Consider the following 17,057-nt stretch of genomic DNA (forward strand, 5'->3'; position numbering starts at 1 on the left):
TCAGACCGGCAACTGGGAGGTTCCATGGACGGATGTCGGGCAGCGCGCAAGCTTCAGGCCGTAGTGGGCGATTACCACTTGGCGCCTGGGGTGCCCAAAGTTGAAAAACATATCGTAACGCAAACGGCGCCGCATGTGTCGGCGCGTTGTGCCGTGGCGTCACTTTGCGCCCATGCGAATGGCGCCATCAAGGCGGATGACTTCGCCGTTGAGCATGTCGTTCTCGATGATGTGGCGCACCAGACGGGCAAAATCCTGCGGCGTGCCCAGGCGACTTGGAAATGGCACGCTGGCAGCCAGCGCATCCTGGACCTGCTGTGGCATCCCAAACAGCATGGGGGTGCCGAAAATGCCCGGCGCGATCGTCATGTTGCGGATGCCGTCGCGCGCCAGGTCGCGGGCGATGGGCAGCGTCATGCCGACGATGCCGGCCTTTGACGCGGCATAGGCGGCCTGACCGATCTGGCCTTCATAGGCCGCCACGCTGGCCGTCGAGATCAGCACGCCGCGCTCGCCGGTCTCCTCCGGCGTGTTGTGCACCATTGCTGCCGCAGCCAGCCGGATCATGTTGAAGCTGCCGATCAGGTTGATCGCTACGGTGCGGGTAAAGAGTTCCAGCGCGTGCGGCCCCTGTTTGCCCACGGTCTTGCACGCCGGTGCGATGCCGGCGCAGTTGACCAGCCCCGCCAGCCGCCCCAGTGCCGTGGCAGCTGCCACGGCGGCCTGTCCGTCGGCCTCGGAGGTTACATCGGTCTTTACGAAGGTGGCGCCCAGCTCTGCGGCAAGCGCCTCTCCCCGTTCCTGCTGCAGATCGGCGATGACGACCCTGGCCCCTTCGCCGGCGAGCATGCGCGCCGTCCCCTCTCCCAGCCCGGAAGCGCCGCCGGTGACGATGAAAACGTTATTCCTGAACTGCATGGTGTCTCCTGGTGGTTTTTTGATGGTGCTCGGTGCGCTGCTTGGCAGCGCATCAGGCATGCACGGCGCTCTGCGGCATCGTGGTGGCCAAGGCCCTTTGTGAAACTTTAGCGGAAAGTGCTGGGCATGGGTAATGGCCGGGTTTCCTGATGAAGATGACGTTTGCGCAAATGCCTTTGTTGGTTGGCAGGACCTCATGCAGGTGGTCTGGCTGGAGAATCAGGCAACTTCACGCTTGAGAGGACTGTTTGAACATGCGCATGCGGGACATCGTGCTGATTTCCGCGCTGTATGCGTTCGTGCTCGCGTGGTGGGAGGTGGCCGCGTCTGTACGCGCGACCCGAACCTGTTCAAAGGGCGCGCGCGCCCGCATCGCCGCTCGCCGCGCGTGCTGTCCCGGGGTGTCAGCCGTCAACCTGACTTGATGATCCGGCAAGGCTTGGATTGCGTCATCAAGGGTAATCACCCTGTGTGAATGGAGGCGCATGGCATAAAAAAACAGTCTTGCTTCTGATTTTCGGGAGATATGCCATGACCATCACTCGCCGCATATGGATAGCTGCTGCCGCAGTGGCAGTGTTCACTCTTGCCCCAGGCACAGGGGCGGCTCAATCAGATTATCCGAACCGCCCCATCAAATTGCTGGTTCCATTTGCAGCGGGTGGTACGACGGACATCATCGCGCGCGCCATTGCCGAGCCGCTGGGGCGTGAACTGGGCCAGTCCGTCGTGGTTGACAACCGTGGCGGTGGTGGTGGCGTCATCGGTGCAACGGAAGCAGCCCGTGCCGAACCGGATGGCTACAACCTGAGTGTGGCTACCGTGTCCACCACCGCATCCAACCCGGCCATCAATCCCAACGTCAGCTACGACCCGATTGAGGACTTCACGCCCATCATCAATATTGCCGCCACACCCAACGTGGTGGTGGTGCACCCGTCCTTTCCTGCGCAGAACTATGCGGAGTTCATCCGCGAGGTGCAGGCCAAGCCTGGCCAGTACTCCTACGCGTCATCGGGCACTGGCGGCATTGGCCATCTGCAGACCGAGCTTTTCAAGTCGCTGGCGGATCTTGATATGCAGCACATTCCCTATCGGGGCGCGGGTCCGGGTCTGAATGACACGGTCGCTGGGCAGGTGCCGATCATGTTCGATAACCTGCCTTCGGCACTGCCCTTCATCACCAGCGGGCGCCTGCGCGCCATCGTCGTTGCGGCGCCCGCACGCGTAGCTCCTCTGCCGGACGTTCCCACGTTTGCCGAAGTGGGACTGGAGCCGGCCAATCGCATGGCGTATTACGGCATCCTCGGACCCAAAGGCGTGCCGGATGCCATCGTGCAACGGCTCAACGCAGCGGTGAAGAAAGTACTGGAAGACCCCGCCGTGCGTCAGCGCATTGAAGGTACCGGCTCGATCGTGGTGGCCAACTCCCCGGAGGAATTTGCCGAACAGATCCGGCAGGAATACGCGGTTTACAAGGATGTGGTGCAACGGCAGCAACTCAAGCTGGAGTAGCCGCTGCGCGGCTGGCGCCAGCGCCGGTCGTCGCACCTGAGCCGGTTTGCGCTAACCTTGGCAGCTTCGCTACCGGAGTACATGCCCTTGCCAAGTTCTGCCATGCCTTCTGCGGAGGACAATCAGGCGTTGATTGACCGCTTCATTGATGCACTGTGGCTGCATGAGGGGCTGGCGCGCAACACGCTGTACGCCTATCGCAAGGATCTTGAACTGTTTGCCCAGTGGCTGGCGGCCGAGGGCGGAGCCAGGCCGCTGCTTGCCGTGTCCGAGCAGGATGTGCATGCCTACTTCGCAGCGCGCCATGACGCCAGCAAGGCCAGCACCGCCAACCGGCGGCTGACCGTCTTCAAGCGCTTCTTCCGCTGGGCCTACCGCGAGGGACTGCGCACCGATGACCCGACGGCGCGCGCCCAGGCGGCGCGTCAGGGCGTGCGACTGCCCAAGACCATGACGGAAGCCGAGGTCGAAGCCCTTCTGGCAGCGCCGGATGTGGCTACGCCGCTTGGCCTGCGCGACCGCGCCATGCTGGAGCTCATGTACGCCAGCGGGCTGAGGGTCAGTGAGCTGGTGGCGCTCAAGACCTACCAGTTGCGGCTGACCGATGGCGTCTTGCAGGTCACCGGCAAGGGGCGCAAGGAGCGTCTGGTGCCATTTGGCGCAGTGGCGCAGCAGTGGCTTGGCCGCTACCTGGCCGATGCGCGGGGGCAGATCCTGGCCGGTCGCACCAGCGACGACATGTTCGTGACCGTGCGCGGCCAGGCGATGAGCCGGGTGATGTTCTGGCTGCTGGTCAAGAAATACGCCCTGCAGGCGGGCATCACCAAGCCGCTGTCACCGCATACGCTGCGTCATGCGTTTGCCACCCATCTACTCAACCATGGCGCGGACCTGCGGGCGGTACAGCTGCTGCTCGGGCATACCGACATTTCCACGACCACGATCTACACCCATGTGGCGCGCGAGCGCCTCAAGACGCTGCATGCGGCGCACCATCCGCGAGGCTGACCGCTATGGCGCGGCGGACTGGTTGGCAGGCGCTGCAGCGGTAATGGCCGCACGCAGCGCGCGCAGCTGACTTTTGACGCGGCGCGCATTCTCCGGCCCCATGCGCACCAGGATTTTCTGGCCGGCCGACAGGGCTTCGAGCTGCGGATCCTCGAATTCGTAGCGCACCCAGGGTTGTTGGGAGACGATCTCGCCGCGCACCGGCATCAACCGCACGCGCGGAGCAACGGGCTCGGGCGCCTGGAGAAGGTGGTCGATCACCGCAACCAGGCGGTCGTTGAAGTAGCGGTCGGGATAGCCGAGCTCCTCGTAGGCCTGCTGAAACAGGGGGTAGTAGCGGCGGTACTCGCGCGCCAGCTGCTGCATGTCCAGCCGCGTGAACAGCGCCACCGCAGGGGCATAGCGCGCACTGTTGGCAGGGGCGATGAAGGTGTCGGCCTCGCCGCCACTGTCATCGACCGTAAAGCGCGGCGCGGTCGGGTGCACCGGCCACATCTGCGTGGGCGCGCGCTGCGAGGGCAGGTTATCTACCGTGGCGACGATGCGCCGCACGAGCTGGTCGCCGCGAACCAGCGTGGCAACGCGCGTATCCCCTGCCAGGCGTGTGAGGGTGGCTTGCAGATCGCCATCGGATGCCTCTAGCGGCGGCAGCGCGGCGGCAGTGGATTCGGCGGCAGGCGCCTGCGCCTCCAACGGTTCCAGCGGATGCAGGGGGGCAGGGTTCTCGGGTGCCTGCGGCAAGGCGGCATCGACGGTTGCCTGCGCAGCGGGCGCCGCGGCGTTTTCGGCGGTTGTGACGGGGCCGGGCTGCGCGGGCTCCTGAGTGGCAAGACCAAGGCTCTGTTGCACCGTCTCGACGATGCGGGTGCGCCACTGCGGCGCCTGCCAGAGCCACCAGGCTGCCGCTGCAATCACGATGACCACGATGGCGGCGATCCACCAGCCGGTGTGGAGGCCGCTGTCGCGGCGTTCGTGCGATGCATTGGCATTGGCTCGGACTCTGTTTCCCATGGCGATTCCTGCGGTGTCTATGTCGTCCTGTAGCGCGCTATGTTAGTCCCGTTCCTCGTCAAGGGGATTGACGGGCTCGGCGGTTTGCCCCGGTGTGTCGAGCTGGCTGCGTGCAATCACGTAGATGGGGGCGAAGGCCTCGGCCTGGGTGATCTCGATGAGCGTTTCCTTGGCCAGCTCCAGCATGGCGATGAACGTTACCACCAGCACGGCCATGCCCTGCTCGGGGCGAAACAGCGCCTCGAAAGGCACGTAGGGCTTGTGTTGCAGATCCCGTAGCACGTGCGTCATGAACTCGCGCACGCTCAACTTTTCCCGCGTGATGGTGTGGTGCGCTACCAGTTTGCTGCGCTGCACGATGGCCTGCCAGGCGCGCCGCAGATCGTCCGGGTGCACGGTCGGCGGCATTGTCGCCACCTCCAGTGCCAGATGCGCCTGGCTGACCCAGAAATCGCGCCCGCGCTGGGGCAGCGCGGCCAGGGACTGGGCGGCAAGCTTGGTCTTTTCGTACTCGATGAGCCGACGCACCAGCTGCGCGCGGGGGTCTTCGGCCTCCTCCTCCTGCACGCTGGGGGGGCGCGGCAGCAGCATGCGGGACTTGATCTCGATCAGCATGGCCGCCATGAGCAGGTACTCGGCGGCCAGTTCGAGGTTGCGGTTGCGGATTTCCTGCACATAGCCCATGTACTGCTGCGTCAGCGGCACCATGGGAATGTCGAGAATGTTGAAGTTCTGCTTGCGGATCAGGTACAGCAGCAGGTCCAGCGGGCCTTCGAAGGCTTCCAGAAACACTTCCAGCGCATCGGGCGGGATGTAGAGATCCGCAGGCAGCTCGAACAGGGGCTGGCCGTACAGTCTGGCCAGCGCAGCCGCCTGGGCCTGTTCGGCCTCCTCGATGGCTTGCAGGCGCTCAACGACGGCAGCACTGCCATCGGCGTGCTGCGACGCTTCATCCGGAAGCTGCTCGGTGGGCGTCACGCGGCTTTAGGGCAAGGCACTCAGCTCGGCTCCGCGCTGCTTTCCTGCACCGACTCTGGCTGGTAGGGGTAGGGCTTGGGAGGAACTTCGGCGGCGCGGTACTCACGCCAGATGCGTGGGTTGACATCCTTGTCCCACAGCAGGGCGCGGCCTTGCTGCTGTTGCTGGTCCAGGTAAGGCCGCTCCTTCTTGAGATGTTCGATGAATTGGGTGACTTCCGATTTGTAGTGGGGCCGTTGGAAAATGGACATAGACTTCACCGGGTTGTTTCATCGTGAGAGCCCGCACCGGCACTGCTACTGCCAGGGCTCTGGATCACCAGAAAGGGGTTGTGGGCGATGCGCATTGTAATGGCCGCGAATTATTGGCGGAGAACCAGCCGACTGGCAGGCGCTGCGGTGGCATTCGCACTGACACTGGCGCTGGCGGCATGCGATCCGATTGCGCTGGACAAACTCAAGGTTGGCGAATCGACCGAGGCGGATTTGCGTGATGCCATGGGCACGCCCGACATGGTGTGGGACGATGGCGCAGGCGTGCGCACCTTTGAGTACAACCGGCAGCCGGCAGGCCATGTGAACTACATGATCACGCTTGACGCCAACGGCCGGCTGCAGCAGGTGCGCCAGGTGCTGACCCCAGAGGAGTTCGCCAAGGTCCGGCCGGGCATGCACTACGACCAGGTGCGCCGCATGCTGGGCAAACCGGCTCGCGATGTGTGGTATCCGCTGGCGCAGGAGCACCACGTCAGCTGGCGTTATCGCCCGGATCCGACCAGCAGCGGCATGTTCACCGCCGTGCTCGATGCCCGGCGCGTCGTGCTGCGCGCCTCCACGGGGCCGGACCTGGATGAGTTGAACCGCTCTGGCGGTCGGCGCTGAAGCGGTTCTGCGCCATCACGCCAATAATCGGCGCTAAGCACATGATTTTCTGAAGCAATTCCTGGTTGTCCACGAAACATGTGGATAACTTTGTGGACAAGGCGTGCATGTGCGTGACAAATGCATGACCGACAAGCGTCGGAGATGATTTGCTGCATATTTAGGCAGTGGTCACCATTGCGGTGCCATTGAGTTGAATCAATGACTTATGCGCGTGCGGCGGAAAGCCCTGCTGGGGGATGCCGGGTCGGCGTACAGACGGCTGACGGTTGCACGTGCTGGCTACGGATGTGCATAAGTGCGTCAGTCTTTCTCATGTGTACGGTGGGCCATACCGGGGGCGCGGCTCCTGGCATCACCCGTAGTCACGCAGGGCTGCTGCGTCGAGTACCCGCAGCCCGCCATACTCCAGCATGACCAGTCCCTGCTTTTGCAGCCGCACCAGCGCCACGTTCACGCGCTGGCGCGACAGTCCGATCAGCTGGGCCAGTTCCTGCTGGGTGATGCGCAGCGTATTGCCAGGCGCTGGTGCCAGCACCGGATGCACCAGCGCAGCCAGCGAACGCGCCACGCGCGCGTCGGTGTTGGCCAGGCGGTCAATTTCCATACCGCTGATGAACTGGCCGACACGCTCGTTGAGCTGCAGCATGATGAAGCGGTTGAAGGCGATGGAGCGGTTCACCAGCTCATGAAACGCCTCCAGCGGCAGCGCCGCAATCGTACTGGTGCGCAATGCCAGGATGTCGTAGCGGTAGGCCTCACGCTTAAGGCAGGTGCCTTCGCCGAACCAGGATCCCGAGGGCAGGCCGGCATAACTGATGCTGCTGCCGTCGGCGCGGCTGTTGCTCATCTTCAGTAATCCATCAATGACGCCCAGCCAAGCCCGCACGGGCTTTCCCGCCATGCAGACGAAATCGCCCTGACGCACCTGGCCGATTTCCAGGGCGCGCTCGGCCAATCGCTGCTCGGTCGGCTTGAGCTGACTGAACCAGGCAATGGCGTGCAGTTCGCCAGGGGTGGCATGGCGGCGGGTTTGCAGCATGCGCTGCAGCGGTGCGCAGGCGGTTGGATGCATGGACTTTCGGGTGTGGAACAGTTTGGCGCTGTTGTTTGAAAAAGGCAGCAACGTAGCGGGAGGCACTCTGCAGGAAACCACTCCGCCAGGAAAGGCGGGTTCACGTCGTCCGCTGCTGTGCGACAACCGTATAACGGACGCTGGCCTGCGGTGCGCCGCACAAGGGTAAAACCTGTCTAGGGTTTTCCCATGAATGTCGCTATAAGGACAAAAAAACGTCAAAGCGCTTCCTACCATGGGGGCATGCTGCTCGAGGCGGCGCTTGCGCCCCCGGCATCGGTCCGACGCAGATCGGACGGCGGCTCACATGAAGAAAGGCAGGGAACATGGAGACAACCTTCCCGCGGCTGCTGGCACAACACGCCAGCCAGCGCCCGAATGATCCGGCAATCCGGGAGAAGGAGTACGGCATCTGGCAGACCTGGAGCTGGGCGGAGGTGGCGCAGTGCGTGCGGCAGATGGCCTGTGGCCTGGCCTCGCTGGGACTGACGCAGGGCCAGAATCTGGCGCTGGTATCGGGCAACCGCCCCTATGCGTACATGAGTTTTCTGGCGGCCCAGTCGCTGCGCGCCGTGCCGGTGCCGATGTACCAGGACGCGGTGGCAGCCGAAATGGCCTATGTGCTGGCGGATACGGGTGCCACGATCGTGCTTGCGGAAGACCAGGAGCAGGTCGACAAGATGCTGGAAGTGCGCGCCAGCTATCCTGATCTGGCGACCATCATCTACGACGACCCGCGTGGCCTGCGCGGCTATGACCAGCCGGGGCTGCTCAGCGTGCAGCAGCTGCTTGCGCTGGGTGCAAAGTGGGATGCGGACCATCCCGGCGCATTGGATGCGCTGGTGGCCGCTGGCGATGCCGATGACGTCTCGGTCATTCTCTACACGTCCGGGACCACCGGAAAGCCCAAGGGTGTGTGCCAGACGCACCGCGCGTTCGCCTCCGCCGCCGCTGGCGCAGCGCAAGTGGACGGCTTACAGCCACGCGACAACGTCATCTCCTACCTGCCGCCGGCATGGGTCGGCGACCATCTCTTCTCGGTGGCGCAGTGGCTGGTGGTGGGCTACACCATCAACTGTCCGGAGTCCTCGGCCACCGTGCAGATCGACCTGCAGGAGATCGGGCCAAGCTACTACTTTGCACCGCCGCGGGTGTTTGAAGGGCTGCTCACCAGCGTATCCATCCGCATGGAAGACGCGGCGCGGCCCAAGCGCTGGATGTACGCGCAGGCGATGGCACTGGCGCAGCGTGTCGGCGCAGATCTGCTCGATGGCAAGCCGGTGGCCCTGCTCGACCGGCTGAAGTACTGGCTGGGCAACTTCCTCGTCTATGGACCGTTGCGCAACGTCATGGGCTTTTCGCGCATCCGCGTGGCCTACACGGCCGGCGCAGCCATCGGACCGGAGCTGTTCAAGTTCTACCGCTCCATCGGCATCAATCTCAAGCAGTTCTACGGGCAGACGGAGACCTGCGCCTACGTGTGCCTGCAGCGCAACGGCCGCGTCAAGCTCAACACGGTGGGCGAGGCCGCACCCGGCATGACGCTGCGGATTGCCGACAGCGGTGAGGTGCAGGTCAAGGGGGTGTCGGTACTCAAGGAGTACTACAAGCGCCCGGATGCGACCGCCGAGGTCATCAACGAAGAAGGGTGGTTCCTGACCGGTGACGCCGGGGTGCTGGACGGCGACGGGCAGCTGCGCATCATCGATCGCGCCAAGGACGTTGGCCGCCTGCACGGCGGTGCCATGTTTGCGCCCAACTATATTGAGAACAAGCTCAAGTTCTTCCCGCAGATCAAGGAAGCGGTGTGCTGGGGCCACGATCAGGAAGCGGTGTGCGCCTTCATCAATATCGACTTTGAGGCGGTCGGCAACTGGGCGGAAAAGCGCGGTCTGCCCTATGCGGGCTACGTGGACCTGGCGGGCAAGCCTGCGGTGCTGGAAATGATCGGAGAGTGCGTGGCGCAAGTCAACCGCGAACTGGCCAGCGAGGAAGGCATGGCGGCAGCGCAGGTGCAGCGTTTTCTCGTGCTGCACAAGGAGCTCGATCCGGACGATGACGAGCTGACCCGCACGCGCAAGATCCGCCGCAAGTTCGTGGCCGAGAAGTACGCGGTGTTGATCGAAGCGCTCTACAGCGGCAAGCGCGAGCAGTTCATTGAGACGCAGGTGAAGTTCGAGGATGGCCGCACCGGCAGCGTCAGCGCCAATCTGGCGATTCTGGATGCGCCCACCTTCGCGGCAAGCAGCAGAAAGGCGGCCTGAGCATGCAGCGCAGACACATCGGTGACGTCATCCTGGATATCCGCAACATCGCCCTGCGCTTCGGTGGTGTGCAGGCGCTGACGGACATTTCCTTCGACGTGCGCGAGCATGAGATCCGCGCCATCATCGGCCCCAACGGTGCGGGCAAGAGCTCCATGCTCAACTGCATCAACGGCGTCTACACGCCCACCGAGGGCCGCATCACGTTCCGAGGCAGGACCTTCTCGCACATGAACCCACGGCAGGTCGCGGAAATGGGCGTGGCGCGCACCTTCCAGAATCTGGCGCTGTTCAAGGGCATGAGCGTGATCGACAACATCATGACGGGGCGCAATCTGCAGATCAAGAGCAACATCTTGCTGCAAGCCCTGCGTATCGGCCCAGCCGAGCGCGAGGAAATCAGGCACCGCGCATTTGTCGAGAAGATCATCGATTTCCTGGAAATCCAGGCCTGGCGCAAGACGCCCGTGGGTCAGCTGCCCTATGGCCTGCAAAAACGTGTCGACCTGGGGCGCGCCCTGGCGATGCAGCCGCAGGTGTTGCTGCTCGATGAGCCGATGGCAGGCATGAACATCGAGGAAAAGCAGGACATGTGCCGCTTCATCCTGGAGATCAACGAAGAGTTCGGCACCACCATCGTGCTGATCGAGCACGACATGGGTGTGGTGATGGACATCTCCGATCGTGTGGTGGTGCTGGACTATGGCAAGAAGATCGGCGACGGCACGCCCGAGGACGTTCGCAACAACGACGACGTGATCCGAGCCTATCTCGGCACGGCGCACTGAGCGGGAGCAAGACCATGGGATTTTTCATCGAAGCCGTGCTCGGCGGGCTGATGACCGGCATGCTTTACGCGCTGGTGGCGCTGGGGTTTGTGCTGATCTTCAAGGCCTCGGGCGTATTCAACTTCGCGCAGGGTGCAATGGTGCTGTTCGCGGCACTGACGATGGCACGCTTTTCCGAATGGATTCCAGGCTGGTTCGGCGTGGCATCGAGCTGGTGGACGCTGCTGCTGGCCATGCTGATCGCCATGGCCGCGATGGTGGTGGTGGCCTGGCTGATTGAGCGGCTGGCCTTGCGCCACCTGGTGGGGCAGGAGCCGATTGCGCTGTTGATGGCGACGCTGGGTATCGCCTACTTTCTTGATGGGCTGGGCCCGCTGCTTTATGGCAGCGGGGTATACGGCATCGATGTGGGCATGCCCAAGGATCCGGTGTTCATCTTCGAGAACCTGTTCGAGGGCGGTGTGATGGTCAACAAGGAGGACCTGTACGCCGCGCTCATCGCTATGGTGCTGGTGGCCGTGCTGTCGCTGTTCTTTCAGAGGACGCGCACTGGCCGGGCGCTGCGTGCCGTTGCCGACGACCATCAGGCGGCGCAATCCATCGGCATTGCGTTGTCGCGCATCTGGGTCATCGTCTGGGCTGTGGCTGGCGGCGTGGCACTGGTGACCGGCATCATCTGGGGCTCCAAGGCGGGTGTGCAGTTTTCGCTGTCATTGGTGGCCATGAAGGCGCTGCCGGTGGTCATCCTCGGTGGCCTGACATCGGTGCCTGGCGCGATTGTCGGCGGACTCATCATCGGGCTGGGCGAGAAGCTCTCGGAGATCTACCTCGGGCCGTTTCTCGGCGGAGGCATCGAGAACTGGTTCGCGTACGTGCTGGCGCTGGCCTTTCTGCTGATCCGGCCGCAGGGGCTGTTTGGCGACAAGATCATCGACCGCGTTTGACGGGCAAGGGAGCACACCATGTTCTATCGTGAAAACGGCCAGTTCAAGACCAGCTACCGTGCCGATCAGCAGATCTTTCCCGTCGCGCAGGACCGCTATGCGATGCTGTTGCTGGTCGCTGCCGCATTCGTTGGCGTACCGCTGCTGGCCACGAACTACTTCTACCAGGCAGTGTTGATTCCCTTTGTGATTCTCGCCCTGGCGGCGCTGGGCTTGAATATCCTGGTGGGGTACTGCGGGCAGATTTCGCTGGGCACCGGCGCCTTCATGGCCGTTGGCGCCTATGCCGCATACAACCTGCAGGTACGCATCGATGGCATGCCGTTGCTGGTGTGCATCCTCGGCGGCGGTTTCGTCGCGATGCTGTTCGGGGTGGTGTTTGGCATTCCCAGCCTGCGTATTCGCGGTCTGTATCTCGCGGTGGCCACGCTGGCGGCGCAGTTCTTCATGGACTGGCTGGCTAGCCGCGCGGCCTGGGTCACCAACCACTCATCGTCAGGCTCGGTCAGCGCGCGCGAGCTGCAGGTGTTGGGCTGGCACATTCATACGCCGATGGAGAAATACCTGTTTTGCCTGGCCATCCTGTGCGTCATGGCGCTGCTGGCGAAGAATCTCGTGCGCGGCGCCATAGGCCGTGAATGGATGGCCATCCGCGACATGGATGTGGCCGCGGCCGTCATCGGCATCCGCCCTGTCTACGCCAAGCTCAGTGCGTTTGCTGTCAGTGCCTTCATCGTCGGTGTTGCTGGTGCGCTGTGGGGCATGGTGCACCTCGGTGCATGGGAGCCTGCCGCTTTCAATCTGGACATGTCGCTCAAGCTGCTGTTCATGGTCATCATCGGCGGGCTGGGCTCGATTGCCGGTGCCTTCTTCGGCGCGGCCTTCTTCGTGATGCTGCCACTGGCGCTGACGCTGCTGCCGCATGCGCTGGGTGTGCCGTTGTCAACGGCGACGCTGAGTTATCTGGAGCACATGATCTTCGGTGCCCTGATCGTCTTCTTCCTGATCGTCGAACCGCACGGCCTGGCCAGGCTGTGGGGCACGGCCAGGCAGAAGCTGCGCGTCTGGCCCTTCCCGCACTGAGCGGACAGTGCCGACGTGACGTGCACGGCGGTCGGCATGCATAGCCTGCCGCGATGCAACCAGCCGCAAGGCTTTGGCAATGGAGTTCGACAAGGAGACAAGACATGCAATGGAGACACCGCATCATCGCCGCAGCTGCCACCGTGGTCTGCGCTCACGGGTTTCTGGCCACCAGTGTCGTGGCGCAGGAGCAGTACATTCCGGCACTGGTTTACCGCACCGGGCAGTTCGCCCCGCTGGGCGTGCCCTGGGCCGACGGCAAGCTGGACTACTACAAGCTGGTCAACGCGCGCGGCGGCATCAACGGCGTGCAGATCCGCTACGAGGAGTGCGAGACCGCCTACGACACCGCGCGCGGCGTCGAGTGCTATGAACGCCTGAAGGATCAGCATGGTGGAGCGCCGGGTTTCGACACGCAGTCAACCGGCATCACATTCGCCGTCAGCGACCGCGCGCCCGGTGACAAGATGCCGGTGTTCACGCCCGGTTACGGCCTGTCGCAATCCGTCGACGGCAGGGTTTACGAGTGGAACTTTCCGCTGCTTGGCACGTACTGGACGGCGGCCGATGCCATGATTCAGGACATTCTGAAGAAAGAGGGCGGCAGCCTGCAGGGCAAGAAAATTGCGCTGGTTTACCACGACTCGCCCTACGGCAAGGAGCCCATTCCGCTGTTGCAGGCACGTGCGAAGAAGGAAGGTTTTGAGCTGATATTGCTGCCGGTTACCGCTCCCGGTGTCGAGCAGAAGTCCACCTGGCTGCAGATTCGCCAGCGTCGCCCTGACTACACATTGCTTTGGAGCGCTGGCGTGATGACGCCCACCGCCGTGCGCGAGGCGCAGGCCACCGGCTATGCGCGTGACAGGATCTATGCCATCTGGTGGGGCGGCTCCGACCATGATGTGCGCGAAATCGGGCAGGGCGCCAAGGGTTACAACACCGTGACGCTGCACAACACGGCTGCGCGCGGTCCGGTGCACGACGCCATCAAGGCAGAGCTTTATGACAAGGGGCAGGGCAGTGCCGCGTCAGCGGATATTCTCGGTCAGCTCGCGCATACGCGCGGCATGGTCATCGCCATGCTTCAGGTCGAGGCCATCCGCACCGCGCAGGAAAAGTTCGGCACCAAGACCGTCACGCCCGAGCAGGTGCGCTGGGGTTTTGAGAACCTGGATCTGACGCAGGAACGCATCCAGGAGCTGGGTTTTGACGGCATCGTCCGCCCCTTCAAGACCAGTTGTGAAAACCACCTGGGCGAGGACTGGGCGCGCATCGCCCAGTGGGATGGCAGCAAGTTCGAGGTCGTCTCCGACTGGTACCAGGCCGACCAATCCATCGTTGGGCCGCTGGTCAAGGAGTATGCCGAGCGCGACGCCAAGGCCAAGAACATCACGCCGCGCGACTGCAGTGCAGTGGAGTGATTTACCTCGGTGTGTGCCGCGGTCCGGCACACACCGCAACTGCTGGCAGCGCTGTCCCTGCGCAATGCCTGCGCCCTTAACGGCTGAATGAGGAAACGCCATGCCCCATGCGGAATCCGTCCCCGATCGATCCAAAGCCCAGACTGCTCCCATCCTGCAGGTCAATGGCATCGAGGTGATCTACAACCACGTCATTCTGGTGCTCAAGGGCGTGTCCCTGCAGGTACCTGAGGGTGGCATCGTCGCGCTGCTTGGCGGCAATGGTGCGGGCAAGACCACGACGTTGCGGGCCATCTCCAATCTGCTCAAGGCCGAGCGCGGCGAGGTCACCAAGGGCACCATTGAACTGCGCGGCGAGCGCATCGAGAACCGCTCGCCCGCCGATCTGGTTGCGCGCGGCGTCGTGCAGGTGATGGAGGGGCGCCATTGTTTTGCCCACCTGACCATCGAGGAAAATCTGCTGACGGGCAGCTACACCCGCAGGGACAAGGCAGAAATTGCCGCCAATCTGGAGAAGGTCTATACCTACTTTCCGCGTTTGAAGACGCGCCGTAACTCGCAGGCGGCTTATACCTCGGGGGGCGAGCAACAAATGTGTGCCATTGGCCGGGCACTGATGACCAATCCCTCACTGGTGTTGCTTGATGAACCGTCAATGGGGCTGGCACCGCAGATCGTCGATGAGGTTTTTCACATCGTCAAGGATCTCAATGCCCGCGAGAAGGTCACGTTCCTGCTTGCCGAACAAAACACCAACATGGCCCTGAAGTACGCCGACTATGGCTACATCATGGAATCCGGCCGCATTGTCATGGACGGCCAAGCGCAGGAGCTGGCGGGCAATGCAGATGTCAAGGAGTTCTACCTCGGCATGGGGGGAGACGGCCGCAAGAGCTTTCGCGATGTCAAAAGCTACAAGCGCCGCAAGCGCTGGCTTGCCTAAGAACCTGTTTACGATCTTTTCATGCGCCGCGCAGTCAGGCAAAGGCGCGGCGGGCAAGGCGCCTGCCGCAGCCCAGACTGGGCGTCTGCGCAAGGCGAGCAACGCTGTCCGGTGTGCCTTTGCCTGGCTGCCCCCTTGGGGTTGCCTCGCCAGACGCACGCTGCGGCGTTGCAAATCCTCGTCGGGCCACCAGCCCGACTGCGGTTTGCGCCTTGCATCGCATCGCCTGGTGAGGCAACGCGGCGCATGAAAAGATCGTAAACAGGTTCTAAGCCGCGTAGCGGCGCGACTTGTCCTCCCACATTGGAGCCTTCAATCCCATGATCCCCTCCCTTGACGCCCTGGAAACCCGCGCACCACAGGAGCGCGAGCATGCGCTGATGGCGGCCCTGCCCACTCAGATCGCCCATGCACAGCGAAACAGCCCCGCCATGGCGGAAAAACTGGCAGGCATCGACGCCGCCAGCATCAGCAGCCGCGCAGCCTTGGCGCAACTGCCGGTGACGCGCAAGTCACAGCTGCTGGCGCAGCAGAAGGCGCGTCGTGCCAGCGATGCCTTCGGCGGCTTTGCGGCCATTGGCTTTGGCCCTGCCATGCCGCGTGTGTTCGCCAGCCCCGGCCCCATTTATGAACCAGAGGGCGGGCGTGCAGACTACTGGCGCATGGCACGCGCTTTGCGCGCGGCGGGATTTCGGGCAGGCGAGCTCGTGCATAACTGCTTCAGCTATCACTTCACTCCGGCGGGTGCGATGATGGAAACGGGCGCGCATGCGCTTGGCTGTACCGTCTTTCCAGGTGGCACGGGCCAGACCGAGCAGCAGCTGCAGGTCATTGCCGAGCTGCGTCCTGCAGGCTACGTCGGCACACCCAGCTTTCTGAAACTGCTGGTGGAAAAGGCCCAGCAGATGAACGCGGACACCACGAGCCTGCGCAAGGCACTGGTATCGGGCGAGGCGTTTGCGCCGTCCCTGCGCGACTGGTTCTCGCAACACGGCATCGCCGCCTACCAGTGCTACGCCACCGCCGACGTGGGCCTGATTGCGTACGAAACCGAGGCGCGCGAAGGTTTGGTGCTGGATGAACACGTCATCCTTGAAATCGTGCGCCCGGGAACGGACGATCCGGTGCCGGATGGGGAGGTTGGCGAGGTCGTGGTCACCACCCTCAATCCAGATTACCCGTTGATTCGCTTTGGTACCGGTGATCTATCGGCCATCCTGCCCGGCGCCTGCCCGAGCGGGCGCACCAACACCCGCATCCGCGGGTGGCTGGGCCGTGCGGACCAGACCACCAAGGTACGCGGCATGTTTGTGCATCCGGAGCAGATCGCCGAGATCGTGCGGCGCTTTCCACAACTGGGCAAGGCCAGGCTGGTGGTCAGCGGAGAGATGGCCAGCGACCGGATGGAACTCCAGGTAGAGACCGAAGAGGGCGGCGACACGCTGGCGGCGCAGATCGTCGACGCGGTCCGGGAAGTCACAAAACTGCGCGCCCAGGTCCAGTTCGTGCCGCCTGGCACCTTGCCCAATGACGGCAAGGTCATCGAGGATGTGCGCAACTATCAGTGAGCAGCGGCTCAGACGCCTGTTCACGGGTGCTATCTGAGGAAGGTCCATGCCCTGTCAGCATCTTGCTGGCTTGTGGCTGCAGCAACGCATGAAAAGAGGATGGACAGGTTCTCAGAAGTCGTGCGATCACTCTGCCGCGCACGTCGCTTCTGGGCGCGCTGCCGTGGCGGGTTGCAAGGCGCTGTTGCGCAATTGCCCCACTGAGCGCAGCTACCCCTTTCCCCAGTCTGCTCAGAACACACGTATCGTGTGTGGCGTGCCCAAGCGCGTGAACTGGTTCAGGATCGCCGCGCGCACCTGAAGCTGCGTCACCTGGCGGTCGAAATCTCGGGCCATGACCCGCTCGCCCAGCAACTTGAAGCAACCCATCTTGGTTTCCACCAGGCTGCGCCGGTGGTAACCACTCCATTTCTTCCAGATCGTCCGGCCCAGGTGCCGGGTTGATCGCAAGGTTTCGTTGCGAGCCTCGACGCCCGCGCTGCTGCCTTTCCAGGTCTGCGCATTCTTGCGGGTCGGGATCACGGCGGCGGCTCCGCGTGCCGCAATCGCGACATGACAGGCCTTGGTGTCATAGGCACCATCGCCGCTCACCGTCGCCACGGCTTCAGTTGCCGGGATCTGCGTCAGCAGCTCAGGCAGCATCGGCGCGTCGCCGATGCG

General features: G+C 63.4%; 17 protein-coding genes. 11 read left to right on the plus strand and 6 right to left on the minus strand.

Annotated features, from left to right (window positions below; translation table 11 throughout):
• Nucleotides 1–159: 159 nt before the first annotated feature.
• The gene (locus tag AAV94_RS02015; RefSeq protein ID WP_046740677.1) at nt 160–918 is read right to left on the minus strand and encodes a 3-hydroxyacyl-CoA dehydrogenase; all 759 of its coding nucleotides are present in this window, start codon (nt 916–918) and stop codon (nt 160–162) included.
• Nucleotides 919–1,051: 133 nt separating this feature from the next.
• Between AAV94_RS02015 and AAV94_RS14790 the strand changes: the two genes are divergently transcribed.
• The 3 genes from AAV94_RS14790 to xerD all read left to right on the plus strand — a co-directional run bounded on the left by AAV94_RS14790 (nt 1,052) and on the right by xerD (nt 3,441).
• Complete coding sequence (locus tag AAV94_RS14790) at nt 1,052–1,393, plus strand: hypothetical protein (RefSeq protein ID WP_156167904.1); 342 nt, start codon at nt 1,052–1,054, stop codon at nt 1,391–1,393.
• A 62-nt stretch (nt 1,394–1,455) separates the two neighbouring features.
• Nucleotides 1,456–2,433: a tripartite tricarboxylate transporter substrate binding protein BugE gene (locus tag AAV94_RS02025; protein WP_046740678.1), complete on the plus strand. Its 978-nt coding sequence runs from the start codon at nt 1,456–1,458 to the stop codon at nt 2,431–2,433.
• Between the two features lie 102 nt (nt 2,434–2,535).
• Complete coding sequence (xerD, locus tag AAV94_RS02030) at nt 2,536–3,441, plus strand: site-specific tyrosine recombinase XerD (protein WP_046740607.1); 906 nt, start codon at nt 2,536–2,538, stop codon at nt 3,439–3,441.
• 3 nt (nt 3,442–3,444) lie between these two features.
• Here xerD and AAV94_RS02035 read toward each other — a convergent pair whose 3' ends face one another.
• The 3 genes from AAV94_RS02035 to AAV94_RS02045 all read right to left on the minus strand — a co-directional run bounded on the left by AAV94_RS02035 (nt 3,445) and on the right by AAV94_RS02045 (nt 5,681).
• Nucleotides 3,445–4,452: a DUF3014 domain-containing protein gene (locus AAV94_RS02035; protein WP_052754864.1), complete on the minus strand. Its 1,008-nt coding sequence runs from the start codon at nt 4,450–4,452 to the stop codon at nt 3,445–3,447.
• A gap of 42 nt (nt 4,453–4,494) precedes the next feature.
• Nucleotides 4,495–5,358: a segregation and condensation protein A gene (locus AAV94_RS02040; RefSeq protein WP_046740680.1), complete on the minus strand. Its 864-nt coding sequence runs from the start codon at nt 5,356–5,358 to the stop codon at nt 4,495–4,497.
• Nucleotides 5,359–5,450: 92 nt separating this feature from the next.
• Nucleotides 5,451–5,681 (minus strand): DUF3460 family protein, encoded by a 231-nt coding sequence (locus AAV94_RS02045; RefSeq protein ID WP_046740608.1) that lies wholly within the window; start codon nt 5,679–5,681, stop codon nt 5,451–5,453.
• A gap of 99 nt (nt 5,682–5,780) precedes the next feature.
• Between AAV94_RS02045 and AAV94_RS02050 the strand changes: the two genes are divergently transcribed.
• Nucleotides 5,781–6,311, plus strand: a complete 531-nt coding sequence (locus AAV94_RS02050) for a hypothetical protein (protein ID WP_046740609.1) — start codon at nt 5,781–5,783, stop codon at nt 6,309–6,311.
• Between the two features lie 355 nt (nt 6,312–6,666).
• Here the strand turns inward: AAV94_RS02050 and AAV94_RS02055 are convergent, their stop codons facing one another.
• Nucleotides 6,667–7,386, minus strand: coding sequence for a Crp/Fnr family transcriptional regulator (locus tag AAV94_RS02055; RefSeq protein ID WP_052754868.1), 720 nt, complete (start codon nt 7,384–7,386; stop codon nt 6,667–6,669).
• 326 nt (nt 7,387–7,712) lie between these two features.
• Between AAV94_RS02055 and AAV94_RS02060 the strand changes: the two genes are divergently transcribed.
• The 7 genes from AAV94_RS02060 to AAV94_RS02090 all read left to right on the plus strand — a co-directional run bounded on the left by AAV94_RS02060 (nt 7,713) and on the right by AAV94_RS02090 (nt 16,397).
• The gene (locus AAV94_RS02060) at nt 7,713–9,650 is read left to right on the plus strand and encodes an AMP-dependent synthetase/ligase (RefSeq protein ID WP_046740610.1); all 1,938 of its coding nucleotides are present in this window, start codon (nt 7,713–7,715) and stop codon (nt 9,648–9,650) included.
• Nucleotides 9,651–9,652: 2 nt separating this feature from the next.
• Nucleotides 9,653–10,438, plus strand: a complete 786-nt coding sequence (locus tag AAV94_RS02065) for an ABC transporter ATP-binding protein (RefSeq protein WP_046740611.1) — start codon at nt 9,653–9,655, stop codon at nt 10,436–10,438.
• 14 nt (nt 10,439–10,452) lie between these two features.
• Entirely contained in the window at nt 10,453–11,382 is a 930-nt protein-coding gene (locus AAV94_RS02070) for a branched-chain amino acid ABC transporter permease (protein ID WP_046740612.1), read from the plus strand.
• 18 nt (nt 11,383–11,400) lie between these two features.
• Nucleotides 11,401–12,465 (plus strand): branched-chain amino acid ABC transporter permease, encoded by a 1,065-nt coding sequence (locus AAV94_RS02075; RefSeq protein WP_046740613.1) that lies wholly within the window; start codon nt 11,401–11,403, stop codon nt 12,463–12,465.
• A 104-nt stretch (nt 12,466–12,569) separates the two neighbouring features.
• Complete coding sequence (locus AAV94_RS02080; protein ID WP_046740614.1) at nt 12,570–13,886, plus strand: ABC transporter substrate-binding protein; 1,317 nt, start codon at nt 12,570–12,572, stop codon at nt 13,884–13,886.
• A gap of 100 nt (nt 13,887–13,986) precedes the next feature.
• The gene (locus AAV94_RS02085; protein ID WP_046740615.1) at nt 13,987–14,829 is read left to right on the plus strand and encodes an ABC transporter ATP-binding protein; all 843 of its coding nucleotides are present in this window, start codon (nt 13,987–13,989) and stop codon (nt 14,827–14,829) included.
• A 320-nt stretch (nt 14,830–15,149) separates the two neighbouring features.
• Complete coding sequence (locus AAV94_RS02090; RefSeq protein WP_046740616.1) at nt 15,150–16,397, plus strand: phenylacetate--CoA ligase family protein; 1,248 nt, start codon at nt 15,150–15,152, stop codon at nt 16,395–16,397.
• A 231-nt stretch (nt 16,398–16,628) separates the two neighbouring features.
• Here AAV94_RS02090 and AAV94_RS02095 read toward each other — a convergent pair.
• Nucleotides 16,629–17,057, minus strand: a 429-nt coding sequence (locus AAV94_RS02095; protein ID WP_046740682.1) for an IS5 family transposase, incomplete at its 5' end; no start/stop codon positions are given.

The organism is Lampropedia cohaerens (assembly GCF_001005215.1).
Lineage (GTDB): Bacteria > Pseudomonadota > Gammaproteobacteria > Burkholderiales > Burkholderiaceae_C > Lampropedia > Lampropedia cohaerens.

What these genes read in the sequence shown, in the direction of transcription:
- AAV94_RS02015 (WP_046740677.1), bottom strand. Translation starts at nt 918, where the DNA reads ATGCAGTTCAGGAATAACGTTTTCATCGTCACCGGCGGCGCTTCCGGG.
- AAV94_RS14790 (WP_156167904.1), top strand. Translation starts at nt 1,052, where the DNA reads ATGGCCGGGTTTCCTGATGAAGATGACGTTTGCGCAAATGCCTTTGTT.
- xerD (WP_046740607.1), top strand. Translation starts at nt 2,536, where the DNA reads ATGCCTTCTGCGGAGGACAATCAGGCGTTGATTGACCGCTTCATTGAT.
- AAV94_RS02035 (WP_052754864.1), bottom strand. Translation starts at nt 4,452, where the DNA reads ATGGGAAACAGAGTCCGAGCCAATGCCAATGCATCGCACGAACGCCGC.
- AAV94_RS02045 (WP_046740608.1), bottom strand. Translation starts at nt 5,681, where the DNA reads ATGTCCATTTTCCAACGGCCCCACTACAAATCGGAAGTCACCCAATTC.
- AAV94_RS02050 (WP_046740609.1), top strand. Translation starts at nt 5,781, where the DNA reads ATGGCCGCGAATTATTGGCGGAGAACCAGCCGACTGGCAGGCGCTGCG.
- AAV94_RS02055 (WP_052754868.1), bottom strand. Translation starts at nt 7,386, where the DNA reads ATGCATCCAACCGCCTGCGCACCGCTGCAGCGCATGCTGCAAACCCGC.
- AAV94_RS02060 (WP_046740610.1), top strand. Translation starts at nt 7,713, where the DNA reads ATGGAGACAACCTTCCCGCGGCTGCTGGCACAACACGCCAGCCAGCGC.
- AAV94_RS02065 (WP_046740611.1), top strand. Translation starts at nt 9,653, where the DNA reads ATGCAGCGCAGACACATCGGTGACGTCATCCTGGATATCCGCAACATC.
- AAV94_RS02070 (WP_046740612.1), top strand. Translation starts at nt 10,453, where the DNA reads ATGGGATTTTTCATCGAAGCCGTGCTCGGCGGGCTGATGACCGGCATG.
- AAV94_RS02075 (WP_046740613.1), top strand. Translation starts at nt 11,401, where the DNA reads ATGTTCTATCGTGAAAACGGCCAGTTCAAGACCAGCTACCGTGCCGAT.
- AAV94_RS02080 (WP_046740614.1), top strand. Translation starts at nt 12,570, where the DNA reads ATGCAATGGAGACACCGCATCATCGCCGCAGCTGCCACCGTGGTCTGC.
- AAV94_RS02085 (WP_046740615.1), top strand. Translation starts at nt 13,987, where the DNA reads ATGCCCCATGCGGAATCCGTCCCCGATCGATCCAAAGCCCAGACTGCT.
- AAV94_RS02090 (WP_046740616.1), top strand. Translation starts at nt 15,150, where the DNA reads ATGATCCCCTCCCTTGACGCCCTGGAAACCCGCGCACCACAGGAGCGC.